General features: G+C 61.3%; 21 protein-coding genes, 4 tRNA genes and 1 riboswitch. Of the genes, 20 read left to right on the top strand and 5 right to left on the bottom strand.

The annotated features are described in order from the left end of the window. Positions 1-19 precede the first annotated feature (19 nt). The 9 genes from HU752_RS26095 to astE all read left to right on the top strand — a co-directional run bounded on the left by HU752_RS26095 (position 20) and on the right by astE (position 10,071). Positions 20-784, top strand: coding sequence for an ABC transporter ATP-binding protein (locus HU752_RS26095; RefSeq protein WP_054058797.1), 765 nt, complete (start codon positions 20-22; stop codon positions 782-784). Between the two features lie 124 nt (positions 785-908). Then, entirely contained in the window at positions 909-1,901 is a 993-nt protein-coding gene (gene argR / locus HU752_RS26090; protein WP_186688732.1) for a transcriptional regulator ArgR, read from the top strand. A gap of 328 nt (positions 1,902-2,229) precedes the next feature. Further along, a complete protein-coding gene (locus tag HU752_RS26085; RefSeq protein WP_186688734.1) occupies positions 2,230-3,450 on the top strand; it encodes an aspartate aminotransferase family protein in 1,221 nt (406 codons plus the stop codon). Positions 3,451-3,588: 138 nt separating this feature from the next. Further along, positions 3,589-4,605, top strand: coding sequence for an arginine/ornithine succinyltransferase subunit alpha (gene aruF, locus HU752_RS26080; RefSeq protein ID WP_186688736.1), 1,017 nt, complete (start codon positions 3,589-3,591; stop codon positions 4,603-4,605). Between the two features lie 72 nt (positions 4,606-4,677). Beyond that, on the top strand, positions 4,678-5,703 hold the full coding sequence (gene astA, locus HU752_RS26075) for an arginine N-succinyltransferase (protein ID WP_186688738.1): 1,026 nt from the start codon (positions 4,678-4,680) through the stop codon (positions 5,701-5,703). Beyond that, complete coding sequence (gene astD / locus HU752_RS26070) at positions 5,700-7,166, top strand: succinylglutamate-semialdehyde dehydrogenase (RefSeq protein ID WP_186688763.1); 1,467 nt, start codon at positions 5,700-5,702, stop codon at positions 7,164-7,166. The genes astA and astD overlap by 4 nt, the downstream gene beginning before the upstream one ends. 176 nt (positions 7,167-7,342) lie before the next feature. Further along, complete coding sequence (gene astB / locus HU752_RS26065) at positions 7,343-8,689, top strand: N-succinylarginine dihydrolase (protein ID WP_186688740.1); 1,347 nt, start codon at positions 7,343-7,345, stop codon at positions 8,687-8,689. A gap of 66 nt (positions 8,690-8,755) precedes the next feature. Continuing rightward, a complete protein-coding gene (locus HU752_RS26060) occupies positions 8,756-9,046 on the top strand; it encodes a topoisomerase II (RefSeq protein ID WP_186688742.1) in 291 nt (96 codons plus the stop codon). A gap of 17 nt (positions 9,047-9,063) precedes the next feature. After that, a complete protein-coding gene (gene astE, locus HU752_RS26055; RefSeq protein ID WP_186688745.1) occupies positions 9,064-10,071 on the top strand; it encodes a succinylglutamate desuccinylase in 1,008 nt (335 codons plus the stop codon). A gap of 18 nt (positions 10,072-10,089) precedes the next feature. On the opposite strand, the gene HU752_RS26050 is transcribed toward astE, so the two are convergent. Both HU752_RS26050 and HU752_RS26045 read right to left on the bottom strand, forming a co-directional pair. Continuing rightward, positions 10,090-11,538: a M91 family zinc metallopeptidase gene (locus tag HU752_RS26050; protein ID WP_186688749.1), complete on the bottom strand. Its 1,449-nt coding sequence runs from the start codon at positions 11,536-11,538 to the stop codon at positions 10,090-10,092. Between the two features lie 147 nt (positions 11,539-11,685). Further along, on the bottom strand, positions 11,686-12,177 hold the full coding sequence (locus HU752_RS26045; RefSeq protein WP_186688752.1) for a 6,7-dimethyl-8-ribityllumazine synthase: 492 nt from the start codon (positions 12,175-12,177) through the stop codon (positions 11,686-11,688). 132 nt (positions 12,178-12,309) lie between these two features. After that, a riboswitch (FMN riboswitch) is annotated at positions 12,310-12,479 on the bottom strand. Between the two features lie 203 nt (positions 12,480-12,682). Between HU752_RS26045 and ltaE the strand changes: the two genes are divergently transcribed. The 7 genes from ltaE to HU752_RS26010 all read left to right on the top strand — a co-directional run bounded on the left by ltaE (position 12,683) and on the right by HU752_RS26010 (position 18,659). Then, a complete protein-coding gene (gene ltaE / locus HU752_RS26040; RefSeq protein WP_186688755.1) occupies positions 12,683-13,687 on the top strand; it encodes a low-specificity L-threonine aldolase in 1,005 nt (334 codons plus the stop codon). A 147-nt stretch (positions 13,688-13,834) separates the two neighbouring features. Next, positions 13,835-16,459 carry an alanine--tRNA ligase gene (alaS, locus tag HU752_RS26035; RefSeq protein ID WP_186688758.1) on the top strand — a complete coding sequence of 875 codons (2,625 nt, stop codon included), beginning with the start codon at positions 13,835-13,837 and terminating at the stop codon, positions 16,457-16,459. Positions 16,460-16,554: 95 nt separating this feature from the next. Continuing rightward, positions 16,555-17,793 (top strand): aspartate kinase, encoded by a 1,239-nt coding sequence (locus HU752_RS26030; RefSeq protein ID WP_186688760.1) that lies wholly within the window; start codon positions 16,555-16,557, stop codon positions 17,791-17,793. Between the two features lie 191 nt (positions 17,794-17,984). Next, positions 17,985-18,173: a carbon storage regulator CsrA gene (gene csrA / locus HU752_RS26025; protein ID WP_002554426.1), complete on the top strand. Its 189-nt coding sequence runs from the start codon at positions 17,985-17,987 to the stop codon at positions 18,171-18,173. A 62-nt stretch (positions 18,174-18,235) separates the two neighbouring features. Beyond that, a tRNA-Ser gene (locus tag HU752_RS26020) sits at positions 18,236-18,326 on the top strand. Positions 18,327-18,433: 107 nt separating this feature from the next. Beyond that, positions 18,434-18,510 (top strand) — tRNA-Arg (locus HU752_RS26015). Positions 18,511-18,582: 72 nt separating this feature from the next. Continuing rightward, positions 18,583-18,659: transfer RNA gene (locus HU752_RS26010), tRNA-Arg, on the top strand. 39 nt (positions 18,660-18,698) lie between these two features. Here HU752_RS26010 and bamE read toward each other — a convergent pair. Next, positions 18,699-19,181, bottom strand: a complete 483-nt coding sequence (gene bamE, locus HU752_RS31855) for an outer membrane protein assembly factor BamE domain-containing protein (RefSeq protein ID WP_225920071.1) — start codon at positions 19,179-19,181, stop codon at positions 18,699-18,701. 319 nt (positions 19,182-19,500) lie between these two features. Here bamE and mgtE point away from each other — a divergent pair, with 319 nt between their 5' ends. Next, a complete protein-coding gene (gene mgtE, locus HU752_RS26000; RefSeq protein ID WP_186689264.1) occupies positions 19,501-20,943 on the top strand; it encodes a magnesium transporter in 1,443 nt (480 codons plus the stop codon). Between the two features lie 124 nt (positions 20,944-21,067). Here the strand turns inward: mgtE and HU752_RS25995 are convergent, their stop codons facing one another. Beyond that, a complete protein-coding gene (locus tag HU752_RS25995) occupies positions 21,068-21,394 on the bottom strand; it encodes an Arc family DNA-binding protein (protein WP_010452248.1) in 327 nt (108 codons plus the stop codon). Positions 21,395-21,965: 571 nt separating this feature from the next. Here HU752_RS25995 and HU752_RS25990 point away from each other — a divergent pair. Further along, a tRNA-Arg gene (locus tag HU752_RS25990) sits at positions 21,966-22,042 on the top strand. Positions 22,043-22,108: 66 nt separating this feature from the next. Here HU752_RS25990 and HU752_RS25985 read toward each other — a convergent pair. Continuing rightward, positions 22,109-22,594, bottom strand: coding sequence for a hypothetical protein (locus HU752_RS25985; protein WP_186689268.1), 486 nt, complete (start codon positions 22,592-22,594; stop codon positions 22,109-22,111). A 121-nt stretch (positions 22,595-22,715) separates the two neighbouring features. Here HU752_RS25985 and HU752_RS25980 point away from each other — a divergent pair, with 121 nt between their 5' ends. Both HU752_RS25980 and HU752_RS25975 read left to right on the top strand, forming a co-directional pair. Further along, a complete protein-coding gene (locus HU752_RS25980; protein ID WP_186689270.1) occupies positions 22,716-23,603 on the top strand; it encodes an AraC family transcriptional regulator in 888 nt (295 codons plus the stop codon). A gap of 114 nt (positions 23,604-23,717) precedes the next feature. Further along, on the top strand, positions 23,718-25,262 hold the full coding sequence (locus HU752_RS25975) for a class I SAM-dependent methyltransferase (RefSeq protein WP_186689273.1): 1,545 nt from the start codon (positions 23,718-23,720) through the stop codon (positions 25,260-25,262). Positions 25,263-25,666: the final 404 nt, after the last annotated feature.

Below are 25,666 nucleotides of genomic sequence, written 5' to 3'. Positions count from 1 at the left end.
TTTTGTGAGAACCGACCGCATGTACAAGCTTGAAGTCCAAGACCTGCATAAACGCTATGGCAGTCACGAAGTGCTCAAGGGTGTGTCCCTGGCGGCCCAGGCTGGCGATGTGATCAGCATCATCGGCTCCAGTGGCTCCGGCAAGAGTACTTTCCTGCGCTGCATCAACCTCCTGGAGCAGCCCCACGCCGGGCGTATCCTGCTCAACAACGAAGAGCTCAAGCTCGTCGCGAACAAGGACGGCGCCATGAAGGCCGCCGACCCCAAGCAACTGCAGCGCATGCGCTCGCGGCTGTCGATGGTGTTCCAGCATTTCAACCTGTGGTCGCACATGACCGCGCTGGAAAACATCATCGAGGCACCCGTGCACGTGCTGGGTGTGTCGAAGAAGGAAGCGCTGGAAAAGGCCGAGCACTACCTGAACAAGGTCGGTGTCGCCCACCGCAAGGATGCCTATCCAGGGCATATGTCCGGTGGCGAGCAGCAGCGCGTGGCGATTGCCCGGGCCCTGGCCATGGAGCCGGAAGTCATGCTGTTCGACGAACCGACCTCGGCCCTCGACCCGGAGCTGGTGGGTGACGTGCTGAAGGTCATGCAGTCGCTGGCCCAGGAAGGCCGGACCATGGTGGTGGTGACCCATGAAATGGGCTTTGCCCGTGAAGTCTCCAACCAGTTGGTGTTCCTGCACAAGGGGCTTGTGGAAGAGCGTGGCAACCCTCGCGAAGTGTTGGTCAATCCGCAATCCGAGCGCCTGCAGCAATTTTTGTCGGGCAGCCTGAAATAGTCGTCGCTTTTTCTGCTGCCACTGTGCACCAAAATAGGTCATCCTGCGCGCCGTGTGCGGCCTGGTCTACTTTGATGAGGTCGCTCCCGGCCTTTAACCCTGTTCTGCTTTCGGATTGCACGCCATGACTGCCCATCGAATTGGTTTCCTGATTTGGCCCAGCACTAAAGCCTTGACGCTGGCGCTGGCCGAGGAGGCCTTGCGTGTTGCCCAGCGCGTGCATCCGGAAGTGGTCTACGAGTTGTCCTTCCTGCACGCCGAGACGCCGGCCGAAGGTGTTGCCACCGGGGACTGGCAGCTGCCGGGAGAGCCCTGGGCCGGCAAGCTCGAAGGCTGCCAGAAGCTGTTCCTGCTGGCCGATGAGCCGCCGGCCGTGCTGGCTCCGGCACTGGTCAGCGCGCTCAAGCAGTTGGTGCGCTCCGGCTGCATGATCGGCGGCCTGTCCGCCGGGGTCTATCCACTGGCACAGCTGGGCCTGCTCGATGGCTACCGGGCGGCGGTGCACTGGCGCTGGCAGGATGATTTCGCCGAGCGTTTTCCCAAGGTAATCGCTACCAGCCATCTGTTCGACTGGGATCGCGATCGCCTGACGGCCTGTGGCGGGATGTCGGTGCTCGATCTGTTGCTGGCGGTGCTGGCCCGCGATCACGGTGCCGAACTGGCGGGGGCGGTGTCCGAGGAGCTGGTGGTCGAGCGCATCCGTGAAGGCGGCGAGCGCCAGCGGATTCCATTGCAGAACCGCCTGGGGTCCAGTCATCCGAAGCTGACCCAGGCGGTCCTGCTGATGGAGGCCAATATCGAGGAACCGCTGACCACCGACGAAATCGCCCAGCATGTCTGCGTTTCCCGTCGGCAACTGGAGCGAATCTTCAAGCAGTACCTCAATCGCGTGCCCAGCCAGTACTACCTGGAATTGCGCCTGAACAAGGCCCGGCAGATGCTGATGCAGACCAGCAAGTCGATCATCCAGATCGGCCTGTCCTGCGGGTTCTCCTCGGGGCCGCATTTCTCCAGTGCCTATCGCAACTTCTTTGGCGCCACGCCGCGCGAAGACCGTAACCAGCGCCGCAGCAGCAGCCCGTTCGAACTCTCCCCGGTACCGGCCGAGCGCGGCTGATTTGCGCTACCTGGCGTCGTTGCCCTGGTGACCGCCACTTCTTCCTACCGGATGGGTGGTCCATCCGGATTCCGCGCATTTTCCTAAAATTCACGCGGCGAGGTTCGTCAGTCGAAAATCTCCTCGTCGCGACCCTGCATGAAAAGCCTCTCACCGTTTAAACTGCGCCTTTGCGATGCTATTTGTCGCATTGCCGAAAACCCCGGCAAAACCCGGTTTGGCGCTATAAGAAGTTGTCGCTTCGCGGCAAGGCCAGACCGAAATCTGTCCTTACAATCCCCCCATCGCTCGCCAGTTTCAGGCAGGCGTTCCTCTTCAGGAGACTCCGATGTCCGTTGAGCAAGCTCCGGTGCAACGCGCCGATTTCGACCAGGTAATGGTTCCCAACTACGCACCCGCGGCCTTCATTCCCGTGCGGGGTGCCGGTTCCCGAGTCTGGGACCAGTCCGGTCGTGAGCTGATCGATTTTGCCGGTGGGATTGCGGTGAACGTCCTGGGCCACGCCCATCCGGCGCTGGTCGGTGCGTTGACCGAGCAGGCCAACACCCTGTGGCACGTCTCCAACGTGTTCACCAACGAGCCGGCCCTGCGCCTGGCCAAGAAGCTGGTGGACGCGACCTTTGCCGAACGCGTGTTCTTCTGCAACTCCGGTGCCGAAGCCAACGAAGCGGCCTTCAAGCTGGCCCGTCGTGTGGCGTTCGATCGTTTCGGCGAGGAAAAATACGAAATCATCGCCGCACTCAACAGCTTCCACGGTCGTACCCTGTTCACCGTGAACGTCGGTGGCCAGTCGAAGTACTCCGATGGTTTCGGTCCGAAGATCACCGGTATCACCCATGTACCGTACAACGACCTGGACGCGCTGAAAGCCGCTGTTTCGGACAAGACCTGTGCCGTGGTGCTGGAACCGATCCAGGGCGAGGGCGGCGTGCTGCCGGCCGAGCTGGCCTACCTGCAGGGCGCACGCGAACTGTGCGACCAGCACAACGCGCTGCTGGTGTTCGACGAAGTACAGAGTGGCATGGGCCGTACCGGCAAGCTGTTCGCCTACATGCACTACGGCGTGACCCCGGACATCCTGACCAGCGCCAAGAGCCTGGGCGGCGGTTTCCCGATTGCCGCCATGCTCACTACCGAAGCGTTGGCCAAGCACCTGGTGGTCGGCACCCACGGCACCACCTATGGCGGCAACCCGCTGGCGTGTGCCGTCGGTAACGCGGTGGTCGATGTGATCAATACCCCAGAGGTCTTGAACGGTGTCGCAGCCAAGCACGACGCCTTCAAGACCCGCCTGGAGCAGATCGGCGCCAAGTACGGCCTGTTCACCCAGGTCCGCGGCATGGGCCTGCTGCTTGGCTGCGTACTGGCCGATGCCTGGAAAGGCAAGGCCAAGGACGTGTTCAATGCCGCCGAGCAGGAAAACCTGATGATCCTGCAGGCCGGTCCCGACGTGGTCCGCTTCGCGCCGAGCCTGGTGGTCGAGGACGCCGACATCCAGGAAGGCCTGGATCGTTTCGAACGCGCCGTTGCCAAGCTGACTCAGGCCTGATCGGCCCAGACGTGGTACTTCCGTCGTCGAGCCAACCGGCCGGCGACGGACAGATTATTCCTGTGCCGGGCATGCCCGGCATTTTTTTCCCTGCGCTGGCGATGTCGCCGGCCTGTTTTTCAATTAAGGAGTGACACCATGCTGGTGATGCGCCCCGCGCAAATGGCTGACCTGGACGAGGTACGGCGTCTGGCCGCCGACAGCCCCATTGGTGTCACTTCCCTGCCGGATGACGAGGGACGACTGCGCGACAAGATCGCCGCGAGTGAGGCGTCGTTCGCTGCCGAGGTCAGTTTCAATGGCGAGGAAAGCTATTTCTTCGTGCTCGAGGACACCGACACCGGCAAACTGGCGGGTTGCTCGGCGATCGTCGCCTCGGCCGGCTATTCGGAACCGTTCTACAGCTTCCGCAACGAGACCTTCGTGCATGCTTCCCGCGAGCTGAAGATCCACAACAAGATCCATGTGCTCTCCCAGTGCCACGACCTGACCGGCAACAGCCTGTTGACCAGCTTCTACGTGGTCCCGGAGCTGGTGGGTTCGGCCTGGTCGGAGCTCAATTCCCGCGGCCGCCTGCTGTTCGTGGCCAGCCATCCGGAGCGTTTCGCCGACTCGGTGGTGACCGAGATCGTTGGCTACAGCGATGAGCATGGCGACTCGCCATTCTGGGACGCCATCGGCCGCAACTTCTTCGACCTGAACTATGCCGAGGCCGAGCGCCTCTGCGGCCTCAAGAGTCGGACCTTTCTCGCCGAGCTGATGCCGCATTACCCGATCTACGTGCCGCTGCTGCCGGACGAGGCCCAGGAAGCGATGGGCCAGGTACACCCGCGGGCACAGATCACCTTCGACATCCTGATGCGTGAAGGTTTCGAGACCGATCACTACATCGACATCTTCGACGGTGGCCCGACCCTGCATGCGCGGGTCAGTGGTATCCGTTCGATCGCCCAGAGCCGCGTGGTACCGGTGAAGGTCGGCGACACCGGCAATCCCGGTCGCCAGTACCTGGTTTCCAACGGCCAGCTCCAGGATTACCGCGCCGTGCTGCTGGAGCTCGACTACGCCCCTGGCAAGCCGGTGACCCTGGACCAGGAAGCCGCCGAAGCCCTGGGCGTCGGCGAAGGTGGCAGCGTGCGCCTGGTGGCGGTCTGACGCCGGTATCGAAAGCAGCCTTACAGCGAGTTTCGCGGGTGCCGCCAGGCGGCGCCCGTCTGAGGAGATAGCATGATCGTTCGTCCCGTACGCAGCAGCGATTTACCCGCTCTGATCGACCTGGCCCGCAGCACCGGTACCGGCCTGACCACCTTGCCGGCCAACGAGGCGCGCCTGGCCCATCGGGTCGGTTGGGCGGAAAAAACCTTCCGTGGCGAGGCTGGACGTGCCGATGCGGACTACCTGTTCGTGCTTGAGGACGACAATGGCCGGGTGGTCGGCATTTCGGCGATCGCCGGGGCCGTCGGTCTGCGCGAGCCCTGGTACAACTTCCGCGTCGGCCTGACGGTCAGCGCGTCCCAGGAACTGAACATCTATCGCGAGATCCCGACGCTGTTCCTGGCCAACGACCTGACCGGCAACTCCGAGCTGTGCTCGCTGTTCCTGCATGCCGACTACCGCAGTGGTCTCAATGGGCGGATGCTGGCCAAGGCGCGGATGCTGTTCATCGCCGAGTTCCCGCAGCTGTTCGGCCAGAAGATCATCGCCGAGATGCGCGGCATGTCCGACGAGGCCGGACGCTCGCCGTTCTGGGAGAGCCTGGGGCGGCATTTCTTCAAAATGGAATTCAGCCAGGCCGACTACCTGACCGGTGTCGGCAACAAGGCGTTCATTGCCGAACTGATGCCGAAGTTCCCGCTGTACACCTGCTTCCTTTCCGAGGGTGCGCGGGCGGTGATCGGCAAGGTGCACACCGATACCGAGCCGGCCCTGTCGATGCTCAAGAGCGAAGGTTTCAGCTACCAGGGCTATGTCGATATCTTCGACGCCGGCCCGGCGGTGGAGTGCGAGACCGGCAAGATCCGTGCGGTCCGCGACAGCCAGGCGCTGGTGCTGGCCATCGGTACGCCAGGTGATGACGCCACGCCATTCCTGATCCACAACCGCAAGTGCGAAGACTGCCGGATCACGGCGGCACCCGCCCGGTTCGCGGCAGGTACGCTGGTGGTCGATCCGCTGACCGCCAAACGTCTTCAACTGAGTGCGGGTGACCAGGTCCGCGCCGTTCCGCTGTCTGCTTCCCGGGAGTCGAAATAATGAGCACGCTTTACATCGCAGGCCAATGGCACGCCGGCCAGGGCGAGGCCTTCGAGTCGCTGAACCCGGTGACCCAGCAGGTACTGTGGCGCGGCAATGGCGCCGCTGCGGCGCAGGTCGAGCAGGCCGTGCAGGCGGCTCGCGAAGCGTTCCCGGCCTGGGCACGGCGCAGCCTGGACGAGCGCATCGTGGTGCTCGAGGCGTTTGCTGCCAGCCTGAAGAACCATGCTGACGAACTGGCCCGTGGCATCGGTGAGGAAACCGGCAAGCCGTTGTGGGAAGCGGCCACCGAAGTGACCAGTATGGTCAACAAGGTTGCTATCTCGATCCAGAGCTACCGTGAGCGCACCGGCGAGAAGAGCGGTCCGCTGGGCGATGCCAACGCGGTGTTGCGCCACAAGCCGCATGGCGTGGTGGCGGTGTTCGGCCCCTATAACTTTCCGGGGCACCTGCCCAACGGCCATATCGTTCCGGCCCTGCTGGCCGGTAACAGCGTGCTGTTCAAACCGAGCGAGCTGACGCCGAAGGTCGCCGAGCTGACGGTCAAGTGCTGGATCGAGGCCGGGTTGCCGGCCGGCGTGCTGAACCTGCTGCAGGGCGCCCGGGAGACCGGTATCGCCCTGGCGGGCAACCCGGGTATCGACGGCCTGTTCTTCACCGGCTCCAGCCGTACCGGCAACCACCTGCACCAGCAGTTCGCCGGTCGCCCGGACAAGATCCTCGCCCTGGAAATGGGTGGCAACAACCCGCTGGTGGTGGATCAGGTCGCCGACCTGGATGCGGCGGTCTACACCATCATCCAGTCGGCCTTCATCTCTGCCGGCCAGCGCTGCACCTGTGCCCGGCGCCTGCTGGTGCCGGAAGGCGCCTGGGGCGACCAGTTGCTGGCGCGGCTGGTCGAGGTCAGCGGGAACATCGCGGTCGGCGCATTCGATCAGCAGCCGGCGCCGTTCATGGGCTCGGTGATTTCCCTGGCGGCGGCAAGCGCACTGATGGAAGCCCAGGCCAGCCTGCTGGCCAAGGGTGCGCTGGCGTTGTTGCCGATGACTCAGCCACAGCCTGGCGCAGCCCTGCTGACCCCGGGCATCCTCGATGTGACGGCGGTCAGCGGGCGCCCCGACGAAGAGTTCTTCGGGCCGTTGCTGCAGGTGATCCGCTATGTCGGTTTCGACGCAGCGATCGCCGAGGCGAACAACACCCAGTTCGGTTTGGCGGCGGGCCTGCTGTCCGACTCCGAAGAGCGTTACCGGCAGTTCTGGCTGCAGAGCCGGGCCGGGATCGTCAACTGGAACAAACAACTGACGGGCGCCGCGAGCAGTGCGCCGTTCGGCGGAGTAGGGGCCTCGGGCAATCATCGCGCCAGCGCCTATTACGCCGCGGACTACTGCGCGTATCCGGTGGCCTCGCTGGAAACGCCGAGCCTGGTGGTGCCGGCGAGCCTGACGCCGGGTGTGAAACTCTAACCTGCGTGGGCCTCATTCGCGGGCAAGCCCTGCTCCTACAGGACTCGGGCCGACCGCGAAGGCGGGACCGGGCGCCGAGCCTGTGGGAGCCGGCTTGCTGGCGATGACCGCGCAGCGGTCGCCACCCACCGCATTACCTGATGCCTATAACAACAGTTTTTCCTGGAGCCTCGCCGATGAAAACCTTTGAAGTCAATTTTGACGGTCTTGTAGGCCCGACCCACAACTACGGCGGCCTGTCCTATGGCAACGTCGCCTCGCAAAGCAACAGCCAACAGGCTTCCAATCCCAGGGAAGCGGCCCTGCAGGGCCTGGCGAAAATGAAGGCGCTGATGGAAATGGGCTTCGTCCAGGGCGTGCTCGCACCCCAGGAGCGCCCGGACGTTGCCGCCCTGCGTCGGCTCGGTTTCGCCGGCAGCGATGCCCAGGTGATCGAGCAGGCCGCCAGGCAGGCCATGCCGTTGCTGGTTGCCAGTTGCTCGGCGTCGAGCATGTGGGTGGCCAACGCCGGTACTGTCAGCCCCAGCGCCGACACCGCCGACGGCCGTGTGCATTTCACTGCGGCGAACCTGAACTGCAAGTACCACCGCAGCATCGAGCACCCGACCACCAGCCGTGTGCTGGGCGCGATGTTCGCCGACGACAGGCACTTTGCCCACCACGCCGCCTTGCCGGCGGTTGCCCAGTTCGGCGACGAGGGGGCGGCCAACCATACGCGCTTCTGTCGCGAGTACGGCGAGGCCGGTGTCGAGTTCTTCGTGTTCGGTCGCAGCGCGTTCGATACCCGCTACCCGGCGCCGCAGAAATACCCGGCGCGCCAGACCCTCGAGGCGTCGCAGGCGGTCGCTCGCCTGCATGGCCTGAGCGACGATGGCGTGGTCTACGCCCAGCAGAATCCCGCGGTGATCGACCAGGGCGTGTTCCACAACGATGTGATCGCGGTGGGTAACGGCGAGGTGCTGTTCTACCACGAGGACGCGTTCCTCGACACCGACCGGGTGCTCGCCGAGCTGCGCGACAAGCTGGCCCTGCGTGGTGGCAACTTCCAGGCGATCTGCGTGCCGCGTGCCCAGGTCAGCGTGGATGACGCCGTGCGCTCCTACCTGTTCAACAGCCAACTGCTCAGCCGTGCCGATGGCAGCATGATGCTGATCGTGCCGGAGGAGTGCCGCAAGAACGAGCGCGTCTGGCAGTACCTGCAGGGCCTGACCGCCTCTGGCGGGCGGGTTCGCGAAGTGAAGGTGTTCGACCTCAAGCAGAGCATGCAGAACGGTGGTGGGCCGGCATGCCTGCGTCTGCGTGTCGCGCTGAATGAATCCGAGCTGGCGGCGGTCAACCCAGGGGTTATCATGACCGCGCCGTTGTACGACACGCTGACCCAATGGGTCGAAAGGCACTACCGCGATTCCCTGCGCGAAAGCGACCTGGCCGACCCGCAGTTGTTGCTCGAGTGCCGGACGGCGCTGGATGAACTGACGCAGATCCTTAAACTGGGCTCGGTTTATCCATTCCAGATCAATTGAAAGCGTGAGCCCGGTCTTGCATTGCCAGGTTGGGCCCGCGACTTTTCTCCCGATGAGAGCACGAACATGAGCGATTCACCCCTGCAGCTGATTCTTGAAGACACCGATGGCACCCAACTGCAAACTTCCTGCACGCGTTTTGCCGTGATCTGGCAGGGCAAGGAAGTGTGGATCCAGCAGGACGGTCGTGGCCAGTTGTTGATCGGTGTCGACGTCGAAGAAGGCGATACCGAGTATGCCAACCTGCTGCTGCGTCCATTGGCGACTAATCTTGTAAGCCTGCAACTGGAAATGGAACCGGCCGACGTTGGCGACGACGATCATGTGCACGGTCCCGACTGCAATCACGATCACTGATCAAGGAACACCGCGCTATGCTCGCCCTCGGCAAACTGCTTGAACTGACCCTCGCCGGTCGTGAACCGGCGGAGAAGACTCAACTGACGGTCGAAGGCGTACGGATGCGCTGGCTGAGTGAGGGCGCGCTGGAAGTGCGGCCTCCCCAGGGGCGGGACAACGGGCTGGACCTGTTGTTGTCCGCCGGCATCCACGGCAACGAGACAGCGCCGATCGAACTGCTCGATCGCCTGTTGCACGACATTGCCCGCGGCGATCTCAAGCCACGGGCGCGCATTCTGTTCCTGTTCGGCAACCCCGAGGCGATGCGTCGCGGCGAACGGTACATCGAGCAGGACATCAACCGCCTGTTCAACGGGCGTCATGAGCAGAGCAGTGGCCACGAGGCGTTGCGCGCCTGCGAGCTGGAACGCCTGGCGGCGAGCTTCTTCAGCGTGGCCGAGCGCAGCCGCCTGCACTATGACCTGCATACCGCGATTCGCGGCTCGAAGATCGAACAGTTCGCACTCTATCCCTACAAGGACGGTCGCCAGCATTCGCGTCATGAGCTGGCGCGCCTGCAGGCCAGCGGGATCACCGCGGTGCTGCTGCAGAACAAGCCATCCATCGTTTTCAGCAGCTACACCTACGACAAGCTCGATGCCGAGGCCTTCACCCTGGAACTGGGCAAGGCCCGGCCATTCGGGCAGAACCAGGGGGTTGACGTATCGCGTCTCGAACGGCGCCTCAAGCAGATCATCGAGGGCAGTGAGCCGGACACCGAGCAGGGACTCGATGGCCTGCAACTGTTCAGCGTGGCGCGGGAAGTGATCAAGCACAGCGACGCCTTCCTGCTGCATCTGCCGGCGGATATCGAAAACTTTTCACCGCTGCCCAAGGGTTATCTGCTGGCCGAGGACCTGGCCGGCAGCCGCTGGGTGGTCGAGGAAGACGAGGCCCGTATCATTTTCCCCAACCCCAAGGTGAAAAACGGACTGCGAGCCGGGATCTTGGTGGTGCCTTGCGCTGGCGAACAACTGGCCTGATATCCCGGCAGCGCCTGCTCATTCCTCCCGGTACTGTTTGCGCGGCTCGATACCGAATTCCCGGCGCAAGCCGTTTTCGCTGAAGGCTTCAGGGTTGCTGCTCAGGGGCCCGGGTTGGCCGGCGAACCGAAAGGCCATCCCCTCGACATTCAGCCCGACGGCCTGCAGCTCAAGGTTGGGGATTGCATGGCGCGGCCTGTCGCCATCGATGCCATCCGGGCTCAGTCCCGGAAACATTGTCCCGGTCACATAGTTATAGGCATGGCACAGCTCGTGGTAGAGATGCACGATGCTGGTGACCTCACCCTTGAGGAACGAGGGGTCGTAGTAGACCTGGCAGCTGTCGGTCGGTGGCCTGGCCTGGCCGTTCTCCACGAACGGATAGTCCTGCTCCTGGTGATTCGGGATGCACATGCCGTTTTCCTCTTCACTCAACTCCCGGACCACCACGGCGATGCCGCTTTTCTGCCTGGCCTGGCCGAGGGCATCGAGCAGTTGCCGGCCATTTTCCGAACCCAGCAGCAACCGCAGATCGTCATTGACCCGCTCCCTGAAGGCTGCCGAGCCCTCGACGACTACGCCGCAACTGTCCAGGGCCTTGGCCGCGATGATCACTCCGGGGTCGCTCAGGTGGCCGGCGGGGGGCGGTTCGGCGGCGGAATAGGCATTGAACAGTTGAACCTGCGGCCCCAGGTTGTCGACGACATCGGTGCCAGTCCCGGTATAGGCGGTGGTACGGGTAGTCCCGGCGATGATGTGGTCGTCGCCATCGGATCCGCTGAGTACGCTGTGGCCCGTTCCACCTTGCAACAGGTCATCGCCCTGGCCGCCGTCGAGAAAGCACGGGCCTGCGCCGCCGATCAGCGTGTCACGGCCCGGGCCGCCATAGGCGGTGATGGCTGCGCTACCCAGGGCCCTGACCAGGTCGTCGCCGGCGCCGGCCTCTATGTAGCTGGCGCCGCTGCGAGTGAAAATCCGGTCGTTGCCGTCGCCGGCATTGACCTTGGTGAAGCCGCCGCCGCTCACGATCAGGTCGTTTCCCTCTGCCGAATCGATGAACACCGTGGTTTTCACCGTGTCGTCCACTCGAATGTCGTCGTCGCCCGCCTGGGTACGCAGGACGATCACCTGGCTATCTGACGCCAGGTCCAGGTGATAGCGCCGGTCGTTGATGTCGACGACCAGGTGATCGGTCTTGTAGACATGGATACGGTCGTCGTGGCTGCCGCTGGTGAAAACCAGGTGGTCGGTAGGGCCACGGTAGCTGGGGGGCGCCTGCAATCGATGGCGTTCGATCCGGACATTGGTGTCCTCATGCAGGCTGTGCACTTGCAGGCTTCGCTCATCGTCCGGGTATTGCTGCAGCGGGCTGATGACAGGGCTGGTGGTCTCGATACTGCCGTCGATCCGGTATTCGTGCTCGGGCAGGACGGGCTGGATCGGGTCCAGCTTGGGTAAATCACTCATGGGGCCTCCGTGGGCATGCGGTCTCGATAGCGCCGAACGGCGCATTGATCGGGTCCACTTAACCCTGAAAGGAAGGCGGGGAGAGCGTAGATAGTTATACGGGGGGCAAGCTGACCTGCCGGCGAGGGCCGACAGGTCGAGGCGAGGTCAGACCGCCAGTTTCTGCGGGGCGGGACGCGGCAGTGCGCGCAGCTTGTTCAGGGTGTCGGCACAGGTTTTCGCCGCTTCCTGGCCCTTGTGCACGAAGTGATCGAAGAAGAACTTCTGATGTTCTTCGCCTGCGTGGAAGTGGTGAGGGGTCAGGACCACGGAGAACACCGGTACCTCGGTGTCCAGCTGGACCTGCATCAGTCCGTCGATCACCGCCGTGGCGACGAAGTCGTGGCGGTAGATCCCGCCGTCGACCACCAGGCCGGCAGCCACGACACCGGCATAACGACCGGATTTGGCCAGCAGCTTGGCATGCAGGGGAATCTCGAAGGCGCCGCCGACTTCGAAGAAGTCGATATCGCTTTCCTGGTAACCCAGCTTGGCGATTTCGCTGACGAAACCGTGGCGGGCCTGATCGACAATATCCTTGTGCCAGCAGGCCTGGATGAAGGCGATACGCTGGTTGTGGTGGATAGTGGTGGTTTGCATCTGTTCTGACTCCTGTTTGTATGAAAAACAGGGCGTTATGAATCGAATGGGATTCAAGGGTACGTCCAGGTCGGCAGTACGATGCTGTCAGGCAAGCGCACGGCGGTGCTGGGAACGGCCCTTTGGTGCCAATCCCGTTCTCTCTTCATCCGGACTGTGACCGTCGGCCCCGGAATCGCACCGGGTCTGCTGACCTTGGCAGCGGACCGTCGTGACCGTCCGCTTCGTCAAGCGCTCGCGGGCTAGGCGCCTTGCGCACCATTACCGCCGGTGGGGAATTACACCCCGCCCTGAGAACGTTGCCACCCGTCATTCTGGTGGCGGCGATTTTTTACCATATATTTCCGGGGTATGCATGGGGGAGATTACGATGATCATCATCGAAATTTTCTCACCCGCGCCGCTGTTTAGCGCGCCAGCGCTTGATTATCGTGGGCCATGGCCGCAGTAATGGCATTCGAACGGGATGTTCCCGACACCACCACTTCATGACGAGGCCCTTTTCATGACTGTCATCGATCTTCGTAGCGACACGGTTACCCAACCCAGCGCCGGCATGCGCGCCGCCATGGCGAATGCCCCTCTGGGAGATGATGTGTACGGCGAGGATCCGACGGTCAACCGCCTTGAAAGCGAGCTGGCCGCCAGGCTGGGGTTCGCGGGTGGGTTGTTCGTGCCCTCCGGAACCATGAGCAACCTGCTCGGCCTGATGGCCCATTGCGCACGGGGCGATGAATACATCGTCGGCCAGCAGTGCCATACCTACAAGTACGAAGCCGGCGGGGCCGCCGTGCTCGGCTCGATCCAGCCGCAGCCGCTGGAAGTGCAGGCCGATGGCTCGCTGGACCTCGAACAGGTCCGAGCGGCGATCAAGCCTGACGACTTCCACTTCGCCCGCACCCGGCTACTGGCCCTGGAAAACACCATGCAGGGCAAGGTGCTGCCGCTGGAGTACCTGGCTGCGGCCCGCAAGCTGACCGACGAACACCGATTGGCACTGCACCTGGACGGAGCCCGGCTGTATAACGCCGCGGTCAAGCTGGGCGTCGATGCGCGGGAGATCACCCGGCATTTCGATTCGGTGTCGGTCTGCTTGTCCAAGGGGTTGGGGGCGCCAGTGGGTTCGGTGCTGTGCGGCAGCGAGGAGTTGATCGGCAAGGCGCGGCGGCTGCGCAAGATGGTCGGCGGTGGCATGCGTCAGGCCGGCCTGCTGGCGGCTGCGGGACTGTATGCCCTGGACCACCAGGTCGAGCGCCTGGCCGAAGACCATGCCAACGCGCTGCATCTGGCCGACGGGCTGCGCGATGCCGGTTATCGCGTCGAGGCGGTGCAGACCAACATGGTTTACGCTGACCTGGGGGCGCGGGCCGAGGCGCTCAAGGCATTCGCGGCCGAGCGGGGTGTTCGCCTGAGCGCCGCGCCACGCTTGCGGATGGTCACGCACATGGACGTCAATCGTACACAAATCGAGCAGGTGGTCGCGGTATTCGCCGAATTTAACCGCCAATGAGCCTGCAGGCCGTCCAATTGACGGCTTCTATCGTATAAACACACTGTACCCAGGGCTCAGGGCCGATATAATGCGGCCCTTTGCAAGTCGCAAATCCATTCAGACGTGATGCACTTGCCTCCGGCTGCAGACTCCGTGGAAGAACCTATGAAAAGCGCAGAAATCCGTGAAGCCTTCCTTCGCTTCTTCGAAGAGCAGGGCCACACCCGTGTCGCCTCGAGCTCTTTGATTCCGGGCAACGACCCGACCCTGTTGTTCACCAACGCGGGGATGAACCAGTTCAAGGACTGTTTCCTGGGCCAGGAAAAGCGCGCCTACACCCGCGCGGTCAGCAGCCAGAAGTGCGTTCGCGCCGGCGGCAAGCACAACGACCTGGAAAACGTCGGTTATACCGCACGTCACCACACCTTCTTCGAAATGCTGGGCAACTTCAGCTTCGGCGACTATTTCAAGCGTGACGCCATCACCTTCGCCTGGACCTTCCTGACCTCCGACAAGTGGCTGAACCTGCCCAAGGAGAAGCTCTGGGTCACCGTCTACGCCAGCGATGACGAAGCCTACGATATCTGGACCAAGGAAGTCGGCGTGCCCGCCGAGCGCATGGTCCGTATCGGCGACAACAAGGGTGCGCCCTACGCCTCCGACAACTTCTGGACCATGGGCGATACCGGCCCGTGCGGTCCTTGCACCGAGATTTTCTACGATCACGGCGCCGACATCTGGGGTGGCCCGCCCGGCTCGCCGGAAGAGGACGGCGACCGCTACATCGAGATCTGGAACAACGTGTTCATGCAGTTCAACCGTACCGCCGACGGCGTACTGCACCCGCTGCCAGCGCCGTCGGTGGACACCGGCATGGGCCTGGAGCGGATCAGTGCGGTGCTGCAGCACGTTCACTCCAACTACGAGATCGACCTGTTCCAGAGCCTGCTGAGCGCTTCGGCCAAGGCCATCGGTTGCGCCAACGACAACCAGGCTTCGCTGAAAGTGGTCGCCGACCATATCCGCTCCTGCGGCTTCCTGATCGCCGACGGCGTGCTGCCGTCCAACGAAGGCCGTGGCTATGTGCTGCGCCGGATCATTCGTCGGGCCTGCCGTCATGGCAACAAGCTGGGTGCCAAGGGCAGCTTCTTCTACCAGATCGTCGCTGCGCTGGTGGCCGAGATGGGCGAAGCCTTCCCGGAACTGAAATCCCAGCAGGCGCACATCGAGCGTGTACTCAAGGCCGAGGAAGAGCAGTTCGCCAAGACCCTTGAGCAGGGCCTGAAGATCCTCGAACAGGACCTGGCCGAGCTCAAGGGCACCATCGTCCCAGGCGACGTGGTGTTCAAGCTCTACGATACCTACGGTTTCCCGATGGACCTGACTGGCGACATCGCCCGTGAGCGCAACCTGACCCTCGACGAGGCCGGTTTCGAGCGCGAGATGGAAGCCCAGCGTGAGCGCGCGCGTTCCGCCAGCTCCTTCGGCATGGACTACAACAGCCTGGTCAAGGTCGATGTCGCCACCGAGTTCACCGGCTACAGCGCCACCAGCGGTTCGGCGAAAGTGGTCGCGCTCTATAAAGAAGGGCAGTCGGTCAACGTCCTGAATGAGGGGGAAGAGGGTGTGGTGGTCCTGGATCGCACGCCGTTCTACGCCGAGTCGGGCGGCCAGGTCGGTGATTGCGGTTACCTCAAGGCGGCTGCCGGTCGTTTCGACGTGCGCGATACCACCAAGACTGGCGGTGCCTTCCTGCATCACGGCGTATTGGCCCAGGGCAGCCTGCTGGTCGGCGCCGAGGTCGAGGCCCAGGTAGCTGCCGAAGTGCGTCAAGCCACGTCGCTGAACCACTCGGCCACCCACCTGCTGCACGCTGCGCTGCGCCAGGTGCTGGGCGAGCACGTACAGCAGAAGGGTTCGCTGGTCGACAGCCAGCGCCTGCGCTTCGACTTCAGCCATTTCGAAGCGATCAAGCCGGAGCAGATCAAGGCCCTGGAAGATATCGTCAACGCCGAGATCCGCAAGAACTCGGTGGTGGAAACCGAAGAAACCGACATCGACACCGCCAAGAAGAAAGGCGCGATGGCGCTGTTCGGCGAGAAATACGGGGATACCGTGCGCGTGCTGAGCATGGGCGGTGACTTCTCCGTCGAACTGTGTGGCGGTATCCATGCCAATCGCACCGGCGACATCAGCCTGCTGAAGATCGTCAGCGAAGGTGGTGTGGCGTCGGGTGTGCGGCGCATCGAGGCAGTGACTGGCGCTGCGGCGCTGGCCTACCTGAATGCTGCGGAAGAACAACTCAAGGAAGCCGCGAACCTGATCAAGGGCAATCGCGACAACCTGATCGACAAGCTGTCGGCTGTGCTGGAGCGCAACCGCCTGCTGGAAAAACAACTCGAGCAATTGCAGGCCAAGGCCGCGAGCGCTGCGGGTGACGACCTGTCGGCCCAGGCCCAGGACGTCAAGGGTGTGAAAGTCCTGGCTGCACGCCTGGACGGCCAGGACGGCAAGGCCCTGCTGGCACTGGTCGATCAGCTGAAAAACAAACTCGGCCGCGCAGTGATCCTGCTCGGCAGTGTCCATGAGGAGAAGGTCGTGCTGGTTGCTGGCGTGACCAAGGACCTGACCGGCCAACTCAAAGCCGGTGATCTGATGAAACAAGCCGCTGCGGCGGTGGGTGGCAAGGGCGGTGGTCGTCCGGACATGGCGCAGGGCGGTGGTACCGACGCCTCGGCGCTGGACGCAGCACTGGCCCTGACCGCGCCATTCGTCGAGCAGGGCGTTTAAGGCTTCGCGCCAATGCCTATCGTCTAGTGATAGGCAGCGAGGCTGTGGTTTGAATGATTAATGGGCGCCCCTTTACGGGCTGAGGCGGCTTAGAAATGGCTTTGATCGTACAGAAATTTGGAGGCACCTCAGTCGGCACTGTCGAGAGAATCGAGCAGGTCGCCGACAAGGTTAAGAAATTCCGCGAAGCCGGCGATGACCTGGTGGTTGTACTGTCTGCGATGAGCGGCGAAACCAATCGCCTGATCGATCTGGCCAAACAAATCAGTGGCGAGAACCAGCCGGTTCCGCGCGAACTGGATGTGATCGTTTCCACCGGGGAGCAGGTGACCATCGCCCTGCTGGCCATGGCGCTGATGAAGCGCGGCGTGCCAGCGGTGTCGTACACCGGCAACCAGGTGCGGATCCTGACCGATAGCGCGCACACCAAGGCGCGCATCCTGCAGATCGACGATCAGAAGATTCGTGCTGATCTGAAGGAAGGCCGTGTGGTTGTCGTTGCCGGTTTCCAGGGCGTCGACGAGAACGGCAACATCACCACCCTCGGTCGTGGCGGTTCCGACACCACCGGCGTGGCGCTGGCGGCGGCCCTGAAGGCCGATGAATGCCAGATCTACACCGACGTCGATGGCGTCTACACCACCGACCCGCGTGTCGTGGCGTCGGCCCAGCGCCTGGACAAGATCACCTTCGAAGAAATGCTGGAAATGGCCAGCCTCGGCTCCAAGGTCCTGCAGATCCGTGCAGTCGAGTTCGCCGGCAAGTACAACGTTCCGCTGCGCGTTCTGCACAGCTTTAAGGAGGGTCCGGGTACCCTCATTACTATTGATGAAGAGGAATCCATGGAACAGCCGATCATTTCCGGCATCGCCTTCAACCGCGATGAAGCCAAGCTGACCATCCGTGGCGTACCTGATACTCCGGGCGTGGCCTTCAAGATTCTCGGCCCGATCAGTGCCGCCAACATCGAAGTCGACATGATCGTGCAGAACGTTTCGCACGATAACACCACCGACTTCACCTTCACCGTACACCGCAATGACTACCAGTCGGCGCAGAGCGTACTGGAGAACACCGCGCGCGAAATCGGCGCTCGGGAAGTGATTGGCGACACCAAGATTGCCAAGGTCTCGATCGTTGGCGTCGGCATGCGCTCCCACGCGGGCGTTGCCAGTCGCATGTTCGAGGCGCTGGCCAAGGAAAGCATCAATATCCAGATGATCTCGACTTCCGAAATCAAGGTTTCGGTCGTGATCGAGGAGAAGTACCTGGAGCTGGCCGTACGTGCACTGCACACGGCGTTCGAGCTGGATGCGGCCCGACAGGGCGAGTAATGGCGTTATCCCAAAGGGCGCGGTCGAACCGCGCCCTTTGTATTTTTTGATAAGTGCGGGCAGTCGCTGTTCTTTTGCCCGCTCTCGTCAATACTTAGGGGCGTAGGGCTATGGCTATCTTGCGTGTAGGCCGAAGCCCTTTTTTTTGCAGACTGTGTTGTCCCTGAACTGAAATGCGTGAGGAGATAGGTATGTTGATTCTGACTCGTCGGTGCGCAGAAAGCCTGATCATTGGTGATGGCGAAATCACTGTGACCGTGCTCGGCGTCAAAGGAAATCAAGTGCGTATTGGTGTCAACGCGCCCAAGGAAGTGGCTGTCCACCGTGAGGAAATCTACCTGCGGATCAAGAAAGAGAAGGACGAAGAACCAAGCCATTAATTTTTCTCGTTTTTTTTGTTTGCAAACGGGGAAAAAGCTGGTTAATATACGCCCCGTGTTGCGGAGAGCTGGCCGAGTGGCCGAAGGCGCTCCCCTGCTAAGGGAGTACACCTCAAAAGGGTGTCGGGGGTTCGAATCCCCCGTTCTCCGCCATTATTTGTTTAGTGCGTTACGATCTGGCTTCTTCGGTAAGTTGTTGAAATTACTAGAAAAAGTGCTTTACAAAAAGATTTAACGACCTATAATGCGCGGCAACAAATGCACTCGTAGCTCAGCTGGATAGAGTACTCGGCTACGAACCGAGCGGTCACAGGTTCGAATCCTGTCGAGTGCACCATTTAAGCGTCATTGGTAGTAATGCGGATGACGTGGCTTCAACCAGTTGTGGTCTGGTCTAAAAACACAAAATGCACTCGTAGCTCAGCTGGATAGAGTACTCGGCTACGAACCGAGCGGTCACAGGTTCGAATCCTGTCGAGTGCACCATACAACAGAAAGCCCGCAAATTTGCGGGCTTTTTGCTTTCTAGCGTTTGGCAACGCACCCTTTCTCATCGAACTGCACCAGGCTGCTGCGACCTTTCTTCGGGTTGTAGTGATAGCGCGTGGTGCTGTTGCTCGTACTGATCCTGTCCGGTTTGCCCAGGGCGCTTTCCACTTCCTGACGATTCATGCCGGGGCGTACCTCTTGCTGGATGATGGCCTGGCGGCGTGATCGGGCATCGAGTTGGTTGCCGCATCCATCGTCATGTTCGCCTACTACGATCAGCTCCTGCAGGGGCGTGACATTTGCTCGCTTGTCCGCTGGCTGCCTGCTGGGGCGGGGGCCGCTGCCGGGTGGTGGGTTGTGCACTCGCTGCGCATGGCGGTGGGTGCCGTGTGGGCAGCCCAGCGTGGTGAAGGTGATATGGCCGTTGCTGTCTTCGCAGCGCTGTACCGTGGCGGCGGCTTCTCCAGGAGGTGGGTACAACACGAGCGGGATCAGCAGGCAGCAGGTTCTGGGTGGCATTGGCAGTCCTCCGTGACGGTCGTCATTCCAGCCTAGTCGTGAACTTTTGCCGTGGTCGTGTGTTTTCTTTTCGGGATACGTCGTCGAATGGGAAAGCAGCTGAAGATTCTCCGGCTTTTCTCGCAAGCGCTTGTTCTTGCCAAGATTTTTGCCGTTAAAGCGTCTAAGGCAGTGTATGATTGCGCCCGTCAGCCCCGCCGGGGCTTGTGGAAAACCTCCATGGACTTACCCAGTAGTTACTCAGTATCCCGCTTTGCCAATCAAGAATTGACTGATTGATCCTTCCGGCGTGTTCCACTGCTGGGAGTGGAGTTCGCCTATGACCGAAATCGAAGTAAAGAAATCTCAAGAAAGCTTGCAGGACCGCCTGGCTCAAGTCGTTGAGCTGCTGCACCGTCAGCGGGTGGTCGAGGACCTGACTCATCGTCAGGAAGGTCATCATCAGGACCGGGTGGAGAACCTGGTTCACCGGCAGAATCTGGTCGAGCTGCAGCGCAAGCTCGATGATCTGCACTCTGCCGACGTCGCCCACATTCTTGAAGCCTTGCCCCTGGATGATCGCCTGACCGTCTGGCAACTGGTCAAGGCCGAGCGCGACGGCGACATCCTGCTCGAAGTATCCGACGCCGTTCGTGAAACGCTGATCGCCGACATGGATGATCACGAACTCCTGGCCGCAGCCAAGGAGATGGATGCTGACGAGCTCGCCGACCTGGCACCCGAGCTGCCACGAGATGTCGTGCACGAGCTGATGGAAGCGCTCGATGGTCAGCAGCGTGAGCGTGTTCGCTCCGCGCTGTCCTACGACGAGGAGCAGGTCGGTGCGCTGATGGACTTCGAGATGGTCACCATCCGCGAGGATGTCAGTCTCGAAGTGGTATTGCGCTATCTGCGCCGGCTCAAGGAGCTGCCGGGGCATACCGACAAGCTCTTCGTGGTCGATTATGACGGCGTGCTCAAGGGCGTGCTGCCGATCAAGCGGCTGCTGGTCAATGATCCCGAGAAGCAGGTTGCCGATGTCATGGCCAGCGATCCGGTGAGTTTCCACCCGGACGAGGATGCCTACGACGCGGCCCAGGCTTTCGAGCGTTATGACCTGATTTCGGCTCCGGTGGTCGACAAGAATGGCAAGCTGATCGGCCGCCTGACCATTGACGAGATGGTCGACCTGATTCGTGAGGAGAGCGAAAGCGAAGTCCTCAACATGGCGGGTCTGCGGGAAGAGGAAGACATCTTCGCGTCGGTCTGGAAATCCCTGCGCAACCGTTGGGCCTGGCTGGCCATCAACCTGATCACGGCGTTCATCGCCTCGCGGGTGATCGGTCTTTTCGAGGGTTCCATCGAGAAGCTGGTTGCCCTGGCCGCGCTGATGCCGATCGTTGCGGGAATTGGCGGCAACTCCGGCAACCAGACGATCACCATGATCGTGCGCGCCATGGCGCTGGACCAGGTCAGCACTGGCAATACCTCGCGGCTGATGCGCAAGGAACTGGCGGTTGCACTGCTCAATGGCCTGATATGGGGTGGTGTTATCGGTGTGGTGGCTTATGTGCTTTATGGCAGTTGGTCACTGGGCCTGGTCATGACGGCCGCGATGACGCTGAACCTGCTGCTGGCGGCCTTGATGGGGGTACTTATCCCAATGACCCTGGCGCGTATGGGGCGTGATCCGGCGATGGGTTCCAGTGTGATGATCACAGCCATGACCGACAGTGGCGGTTTCTTTATTTTCCTCGGACTGGCGACGCTCTTTCTGCTCTGAGTCCCCGAGGCGCAGTCTTTCCGGCTGCGCCGTCTCTTCAGCCCCTCTGTCCCAGCCGGGGCTCTTCCCGAATTTGACGCAAAAAAAAGCCAGCACATGGCTGGCTTGAGCTTTCAGGGATGAATCAGTTGGCGTCCGCAGCCATTTCGGCGTCGTGTGCAATCAGCGACACCAGGGCATTCTGTTGGCGATGGGAAAGTTGGCGGAAGCGTTGCAGCAGCTCGCGCTCATGCAGGGACAGTTCAGGGCTGTCCAGGCGCATGCTGAGCTCGTCGCCCAAGGCACCTTCCTGAATAAGACTCTGCTCCAGGCGTGCAATGATCTCGGAATTCATGCTGCGGTGGTGGTTACGAGCCACGTCGGCGATGCGTTCCCGCATTCCATCGGGCAGACGCACGACGAATTTGTCAGCTGTACGGCTGGAATAAATTGCCTGTTTCAATGGGCGCATAGTTTTAAACCGGTTAGTTCAGGGGAGCGGTTCTCGGAATTGGCCGCAGGATGTCAGTAGGACAGCATGCTTTGCCAAATGTTCAACCTGAATTGAGATGAGGCCCGCATCATGCCTCAAATTTGCCAGATCATTGGCGTCAATTCTGTGACAAATATTGAACTGGATAAAGGCGATATGCCAGCACCAATTATCAGAAATGCGCACTGGTTTGAAAGTTTTTCGCCCGTGCGGTGCTCTGATCGGCCATCCCAAGCCAGTCTGGAGGCTTAGAGCCTTCCTGCCGCATATGCTACGCGGTGATCTGGCCTTTTGCCTCTATTGTTGAAGCATAGTGGCAAATAGCTGATTTTCTAGTGGACGAACGGCTAGAGGCGGGGGATGGCTGTCGTTTTCCGACCGACGAGCGTTGGTTGGATCGAAGGGGGTGCTGATTATCGGGGGTAGCCTGGTCTCAGGGCTGTCGAGAGGTGGCCGACTGCTAAAAAGCCCATGGATGACATGACAAACGGTGGCATGCCCGTTAACATGCACGCCGTCCTTCGTGCCACCTGTCCTGGTGGCACTCGTTGTCTCAGTAGCTCAATTGGATAGAGCATCCCCCTCCTAAGGGGAAGGTTGGCAGTTCGAACCTGCCCTGGGACACCATTTAAGCCAAACCTCGCCTTCTTCGTGCCAAGCATTCGAGCCTGGCGCAACGCTTCTGCCTACCCGCTACGCAAACTGCCCTCGTCTCTTGCGCAGGTACACCATTTGCGCGCCCAGCCCGATAACCAGCGCCACGGCGATGGCAGCTTGCGCCCCCAGCAGCAGTGGCGACTTCAGGTCGGTGACGAACGGATGCCCGTCGGGTACTCGACGCAGCGTCTCGGAGACCGTGGGCAGCATCAGGAAAAACGCAGTCAGGCTCAGGAAAATGGTTTCCAGGTAAGTACGGGCCCGCCCGAGCCAGGTCATGCTCCCCACGCCATAACCGGCCAACAGTAGTGTGATCGTGATGACGCCAATGATATTGCTGATGGGTTGATGGGCCACCAGGAAGACGCTGAAGCCGCCGATCAGCATCGACACCAGGTAGAACAGGCCGGGTGTGGAGCGAGGGACGATGCGGCCGTGGCGGATGAACATGTAGGTCGCCAATGGGATGGCCGGCAGGCTGCCAAGTGTGTGTACCCAGCCGAGGGTGGAGATTCCGAACATGTGATTTTCCCCGCGTGAATGGACGATGTGCATGAACGGCCAAGGCTGCAAGACGTCGTCTCGTTTGCCTCGGCGCGTTATGATTCGGGAGTCAGCTTAATGAAGGCGTGGCCGGCCAGACATGATGGATCCCCTCGAAAACTTGATCATTCATCCGGAAATGCAGTTGGAAGGGCTTGCCAAGGGGGATCTGTTGTCCCAGGTACTGGCGCAGATTCGCCTGACCGGGGATCGGGTCTATTCCTCGGCACTGGCGCCCGGGCAACACCTCGAGCTTGATGAAAAGAGCGCTCATATCTGTGTGCTGCAGGCCGGGCGGTTGCAGCTCGAGCAGGCTGGCCAGCCGGTCGTCGTGTTGGCGCAGGGAGATCTCATCCTGCTTCCTCACGATCCCTCCGGGATAAGCATTGTCGCCGGCGAGGAAGCGGTCGCCTTGGTGATTTGCCGGTTCTGGTTCGATGCGAGCAGTTTCCAGGCCATGCTGTTCACCCTGCCTCGGTTGATTCATATCGGCAAGGCCGAAGCCGTGACCTGGGCTGAAGGCATCCTGCATTTCATGTTGCTCGAAGCCAATGACACGCAACCGGGTGGTGCGCTGATGGTTTCGCGCCTTATTGACCTTACGGTCATCCGCATACTGCGAACATGGGTTCAGCACAACGCCGCATCAGGTTGGCTGGGTGGGCTTTCGGATGCCCGCATTGCCCGCGCCTTGAGGGCTATCCACGGAACGCCGGGGCAACAATGGCGCATTGACGCACTGGCGGAAATCGCTGGCATGTCTCGCTCCAGTTTCTGCGACCGCTTCAGCACATTGGTTGGGCGCTCGCCGCTGCGTTATCAGAATGAATGGCGGCTGACGCTGGCAAAAACGATGTTGTCGAAACACGACAGTCGGATTGGTGAGGTCGGCTTCGCGATCGGCTATGAGTCGGAGGCGGCCTTCAGTCGTGCCTACAAGGCTTTTTTCGGTCGCTCTCCCCGAGAGGATAGCGGTCGGCCCAGATAGTCCATCAATGATACCCGCGGCGCTGATCTCCTGATGGTTCTGCTTGTGATGTGCAGCAGCTACCTCTTATATAGGAGGAGTTTTCTGTTTTGATAATCAGGAAGGGAGCAAGCCATGAGTGACGCATGGAACGAAGGTTATTTTACCGATGAGGGTTACACCTACGGTTATTCCCGGGAGATCAACCCGGTATTCCAACGCTACTGCCTGCTGTTGCGTGGCTTTGCCACCCTGGAGAGCGCCAATGCCCATCACTGCGAGCTGGGGTTCGGGCAGGGTGTCTCGATCAATATCCATGCCGCGGCCAATCCGGGGCGTTATGTCGGTACCGATTTCCATCCGGCCCAGGCGGCTCATGCCAATACCCTGGCGGTGGCCAGTGGCAGCAACGCCCAGTTGCATGACGATAGCTTCGAACAACTACTGGCTCGTGATGACCTGCCGCAATTCGACAGTATCAGCCTGCACGGCATTTGGACCTGGGTCAGTCGTGATAACCAGAAGTTGATTGTCGAGTTCGTCCGGCGGCACCTCAAGCCAGGCGGGCTGCTGTATGTCAGCTACAACTGCTTTCCGGGGTGGTCGCCTTCGGCACCGCTGCGTCAGCTGTTCAGCCTCCACAACCGTTTTGCCTCCAATGCCGCGATGGCTCCGGCCGAGCGGATAGATGCGGCGTTGCAATTCTCCGAGGCGTTGCTGGCGGCCAATCCGCTATACGCCGACGCGGCTCCGAATGTTGGGGCCAAGCTGCAGAGCGTCAAGGGGCAGAATCGCCAATATGTTGCCCATGAGTATTTCAATCGCGATTGGAACTGCATGTACTTCACCGACGTGGTGGATGCCCTCTCTGCTGCCAAGCTCGATTATGCCGCGACGGCCGTACCGCTGGACTCGGTGGACCCACTCAACCTGACGGGGGAGGGCATGGATTTCCTGGAAGGCATCGAGCAGCCGATCATGCGCGAGCAGGCCCGTGACTATTTCGTCAATCAGCATTTCCGTCGGGACCTGTATCAGCGCGGCGCCATTCGATTGTCTGCCGCGGAACGACGCGAGGGCATGCTCAATACCCGTTTTGTCCTGTTGCAGGCAGCGGAAAGCGTTCCGGGTAGCGTCAAGGGGCCAGCCGGTGAGGCGACATTGCAGGTAGAGGTCTATGGTCCCGTGCTGGAAGCCCTGGCGGCGGGGGCGTATATGCCGAAGACCTTGCGCCAGTTGCTGGGGGCTGTGCCCTCGATGCCTTATGGCGACCTGGAGCAGGCGGTAACTGTTTTGGTCGGCATGGGGGTTGCGGCACCCTGCCAGACCGAGGCTGCCGAAAAGCAGGTGTTGGCAACTTGCAGTGCCCTCAACCTGCATCTGTGCAAGCGCTCGCTGTTCAATAGCCATATCCAGACATTGGCCAGCCCGGTGACTGGAGGGGGTGTGCCGGTCAGCCGCTTCGGACAACTGTTCCTGATCTCGATCATGCAGGGCAAGAAACAACCTGCCGAATGGGCACAGTTTGCGTGGGGCATCATCAATGCGCAGGGGGAGGGGCTCGTGAAGGATGGCAGGGCTCTTACCACGGCTGAAGAAAATATTGCGGAGCTGTTGGCGCAGGCCGAAGTATTCGGGGAAAAGTCGCTGGCTATTTTGAAAGCGCTGAAGATCGTTTGATTGCGGTCGGCATGTCTCTGCCGATTTTGTGGAAGCCGGCTTGCTGGCGATCCGCCGCAGGCGGCCATCCAGTTAGGTCGCTGGCTATAGAGGGGGGGCGCCATCGCCAGCAAGCGGAGCGCCGCCCGGCCGTCTTCTACAAGGGGCCGGCGTTTAACCGTAAGCCCATGTTTTTGGCCTTTATGACAGAAATCTGAAAATAACGGTTGACGCTGGTTCCCAGGGGCCTATAATGCGCCCCACTTCCGGCGCAGACTGAACGGAAAACTCCTTGAGATTCAATGAGTTATCAGGTTTCAGACGGTGCAGTTTCAAATCAGCGAAACACGGAAATGGCTGTAAAAGAGGTGTTGACAGCAGCGTGTAACGCTGTAGAATTCGCCTCCCGCTAACGAGAGATCGGA

This window comes from Pseudomonas vanderleydeniana, from assembly GCF_014268755.2.
Taxonomy (GTDB): Bacteria; Pseudomonadota; Gammaproteobacteria; order Pseudomonadales; family Pseudomonadaceae; genus Aquipseudomonas; species Aquipseudomonas vanderleydeniana.
The sequence above is the reverse complement of the archived record's forward strand: the minus strand, read 5'-3'. Positions and strand labels throughout refer to the sequence as shown.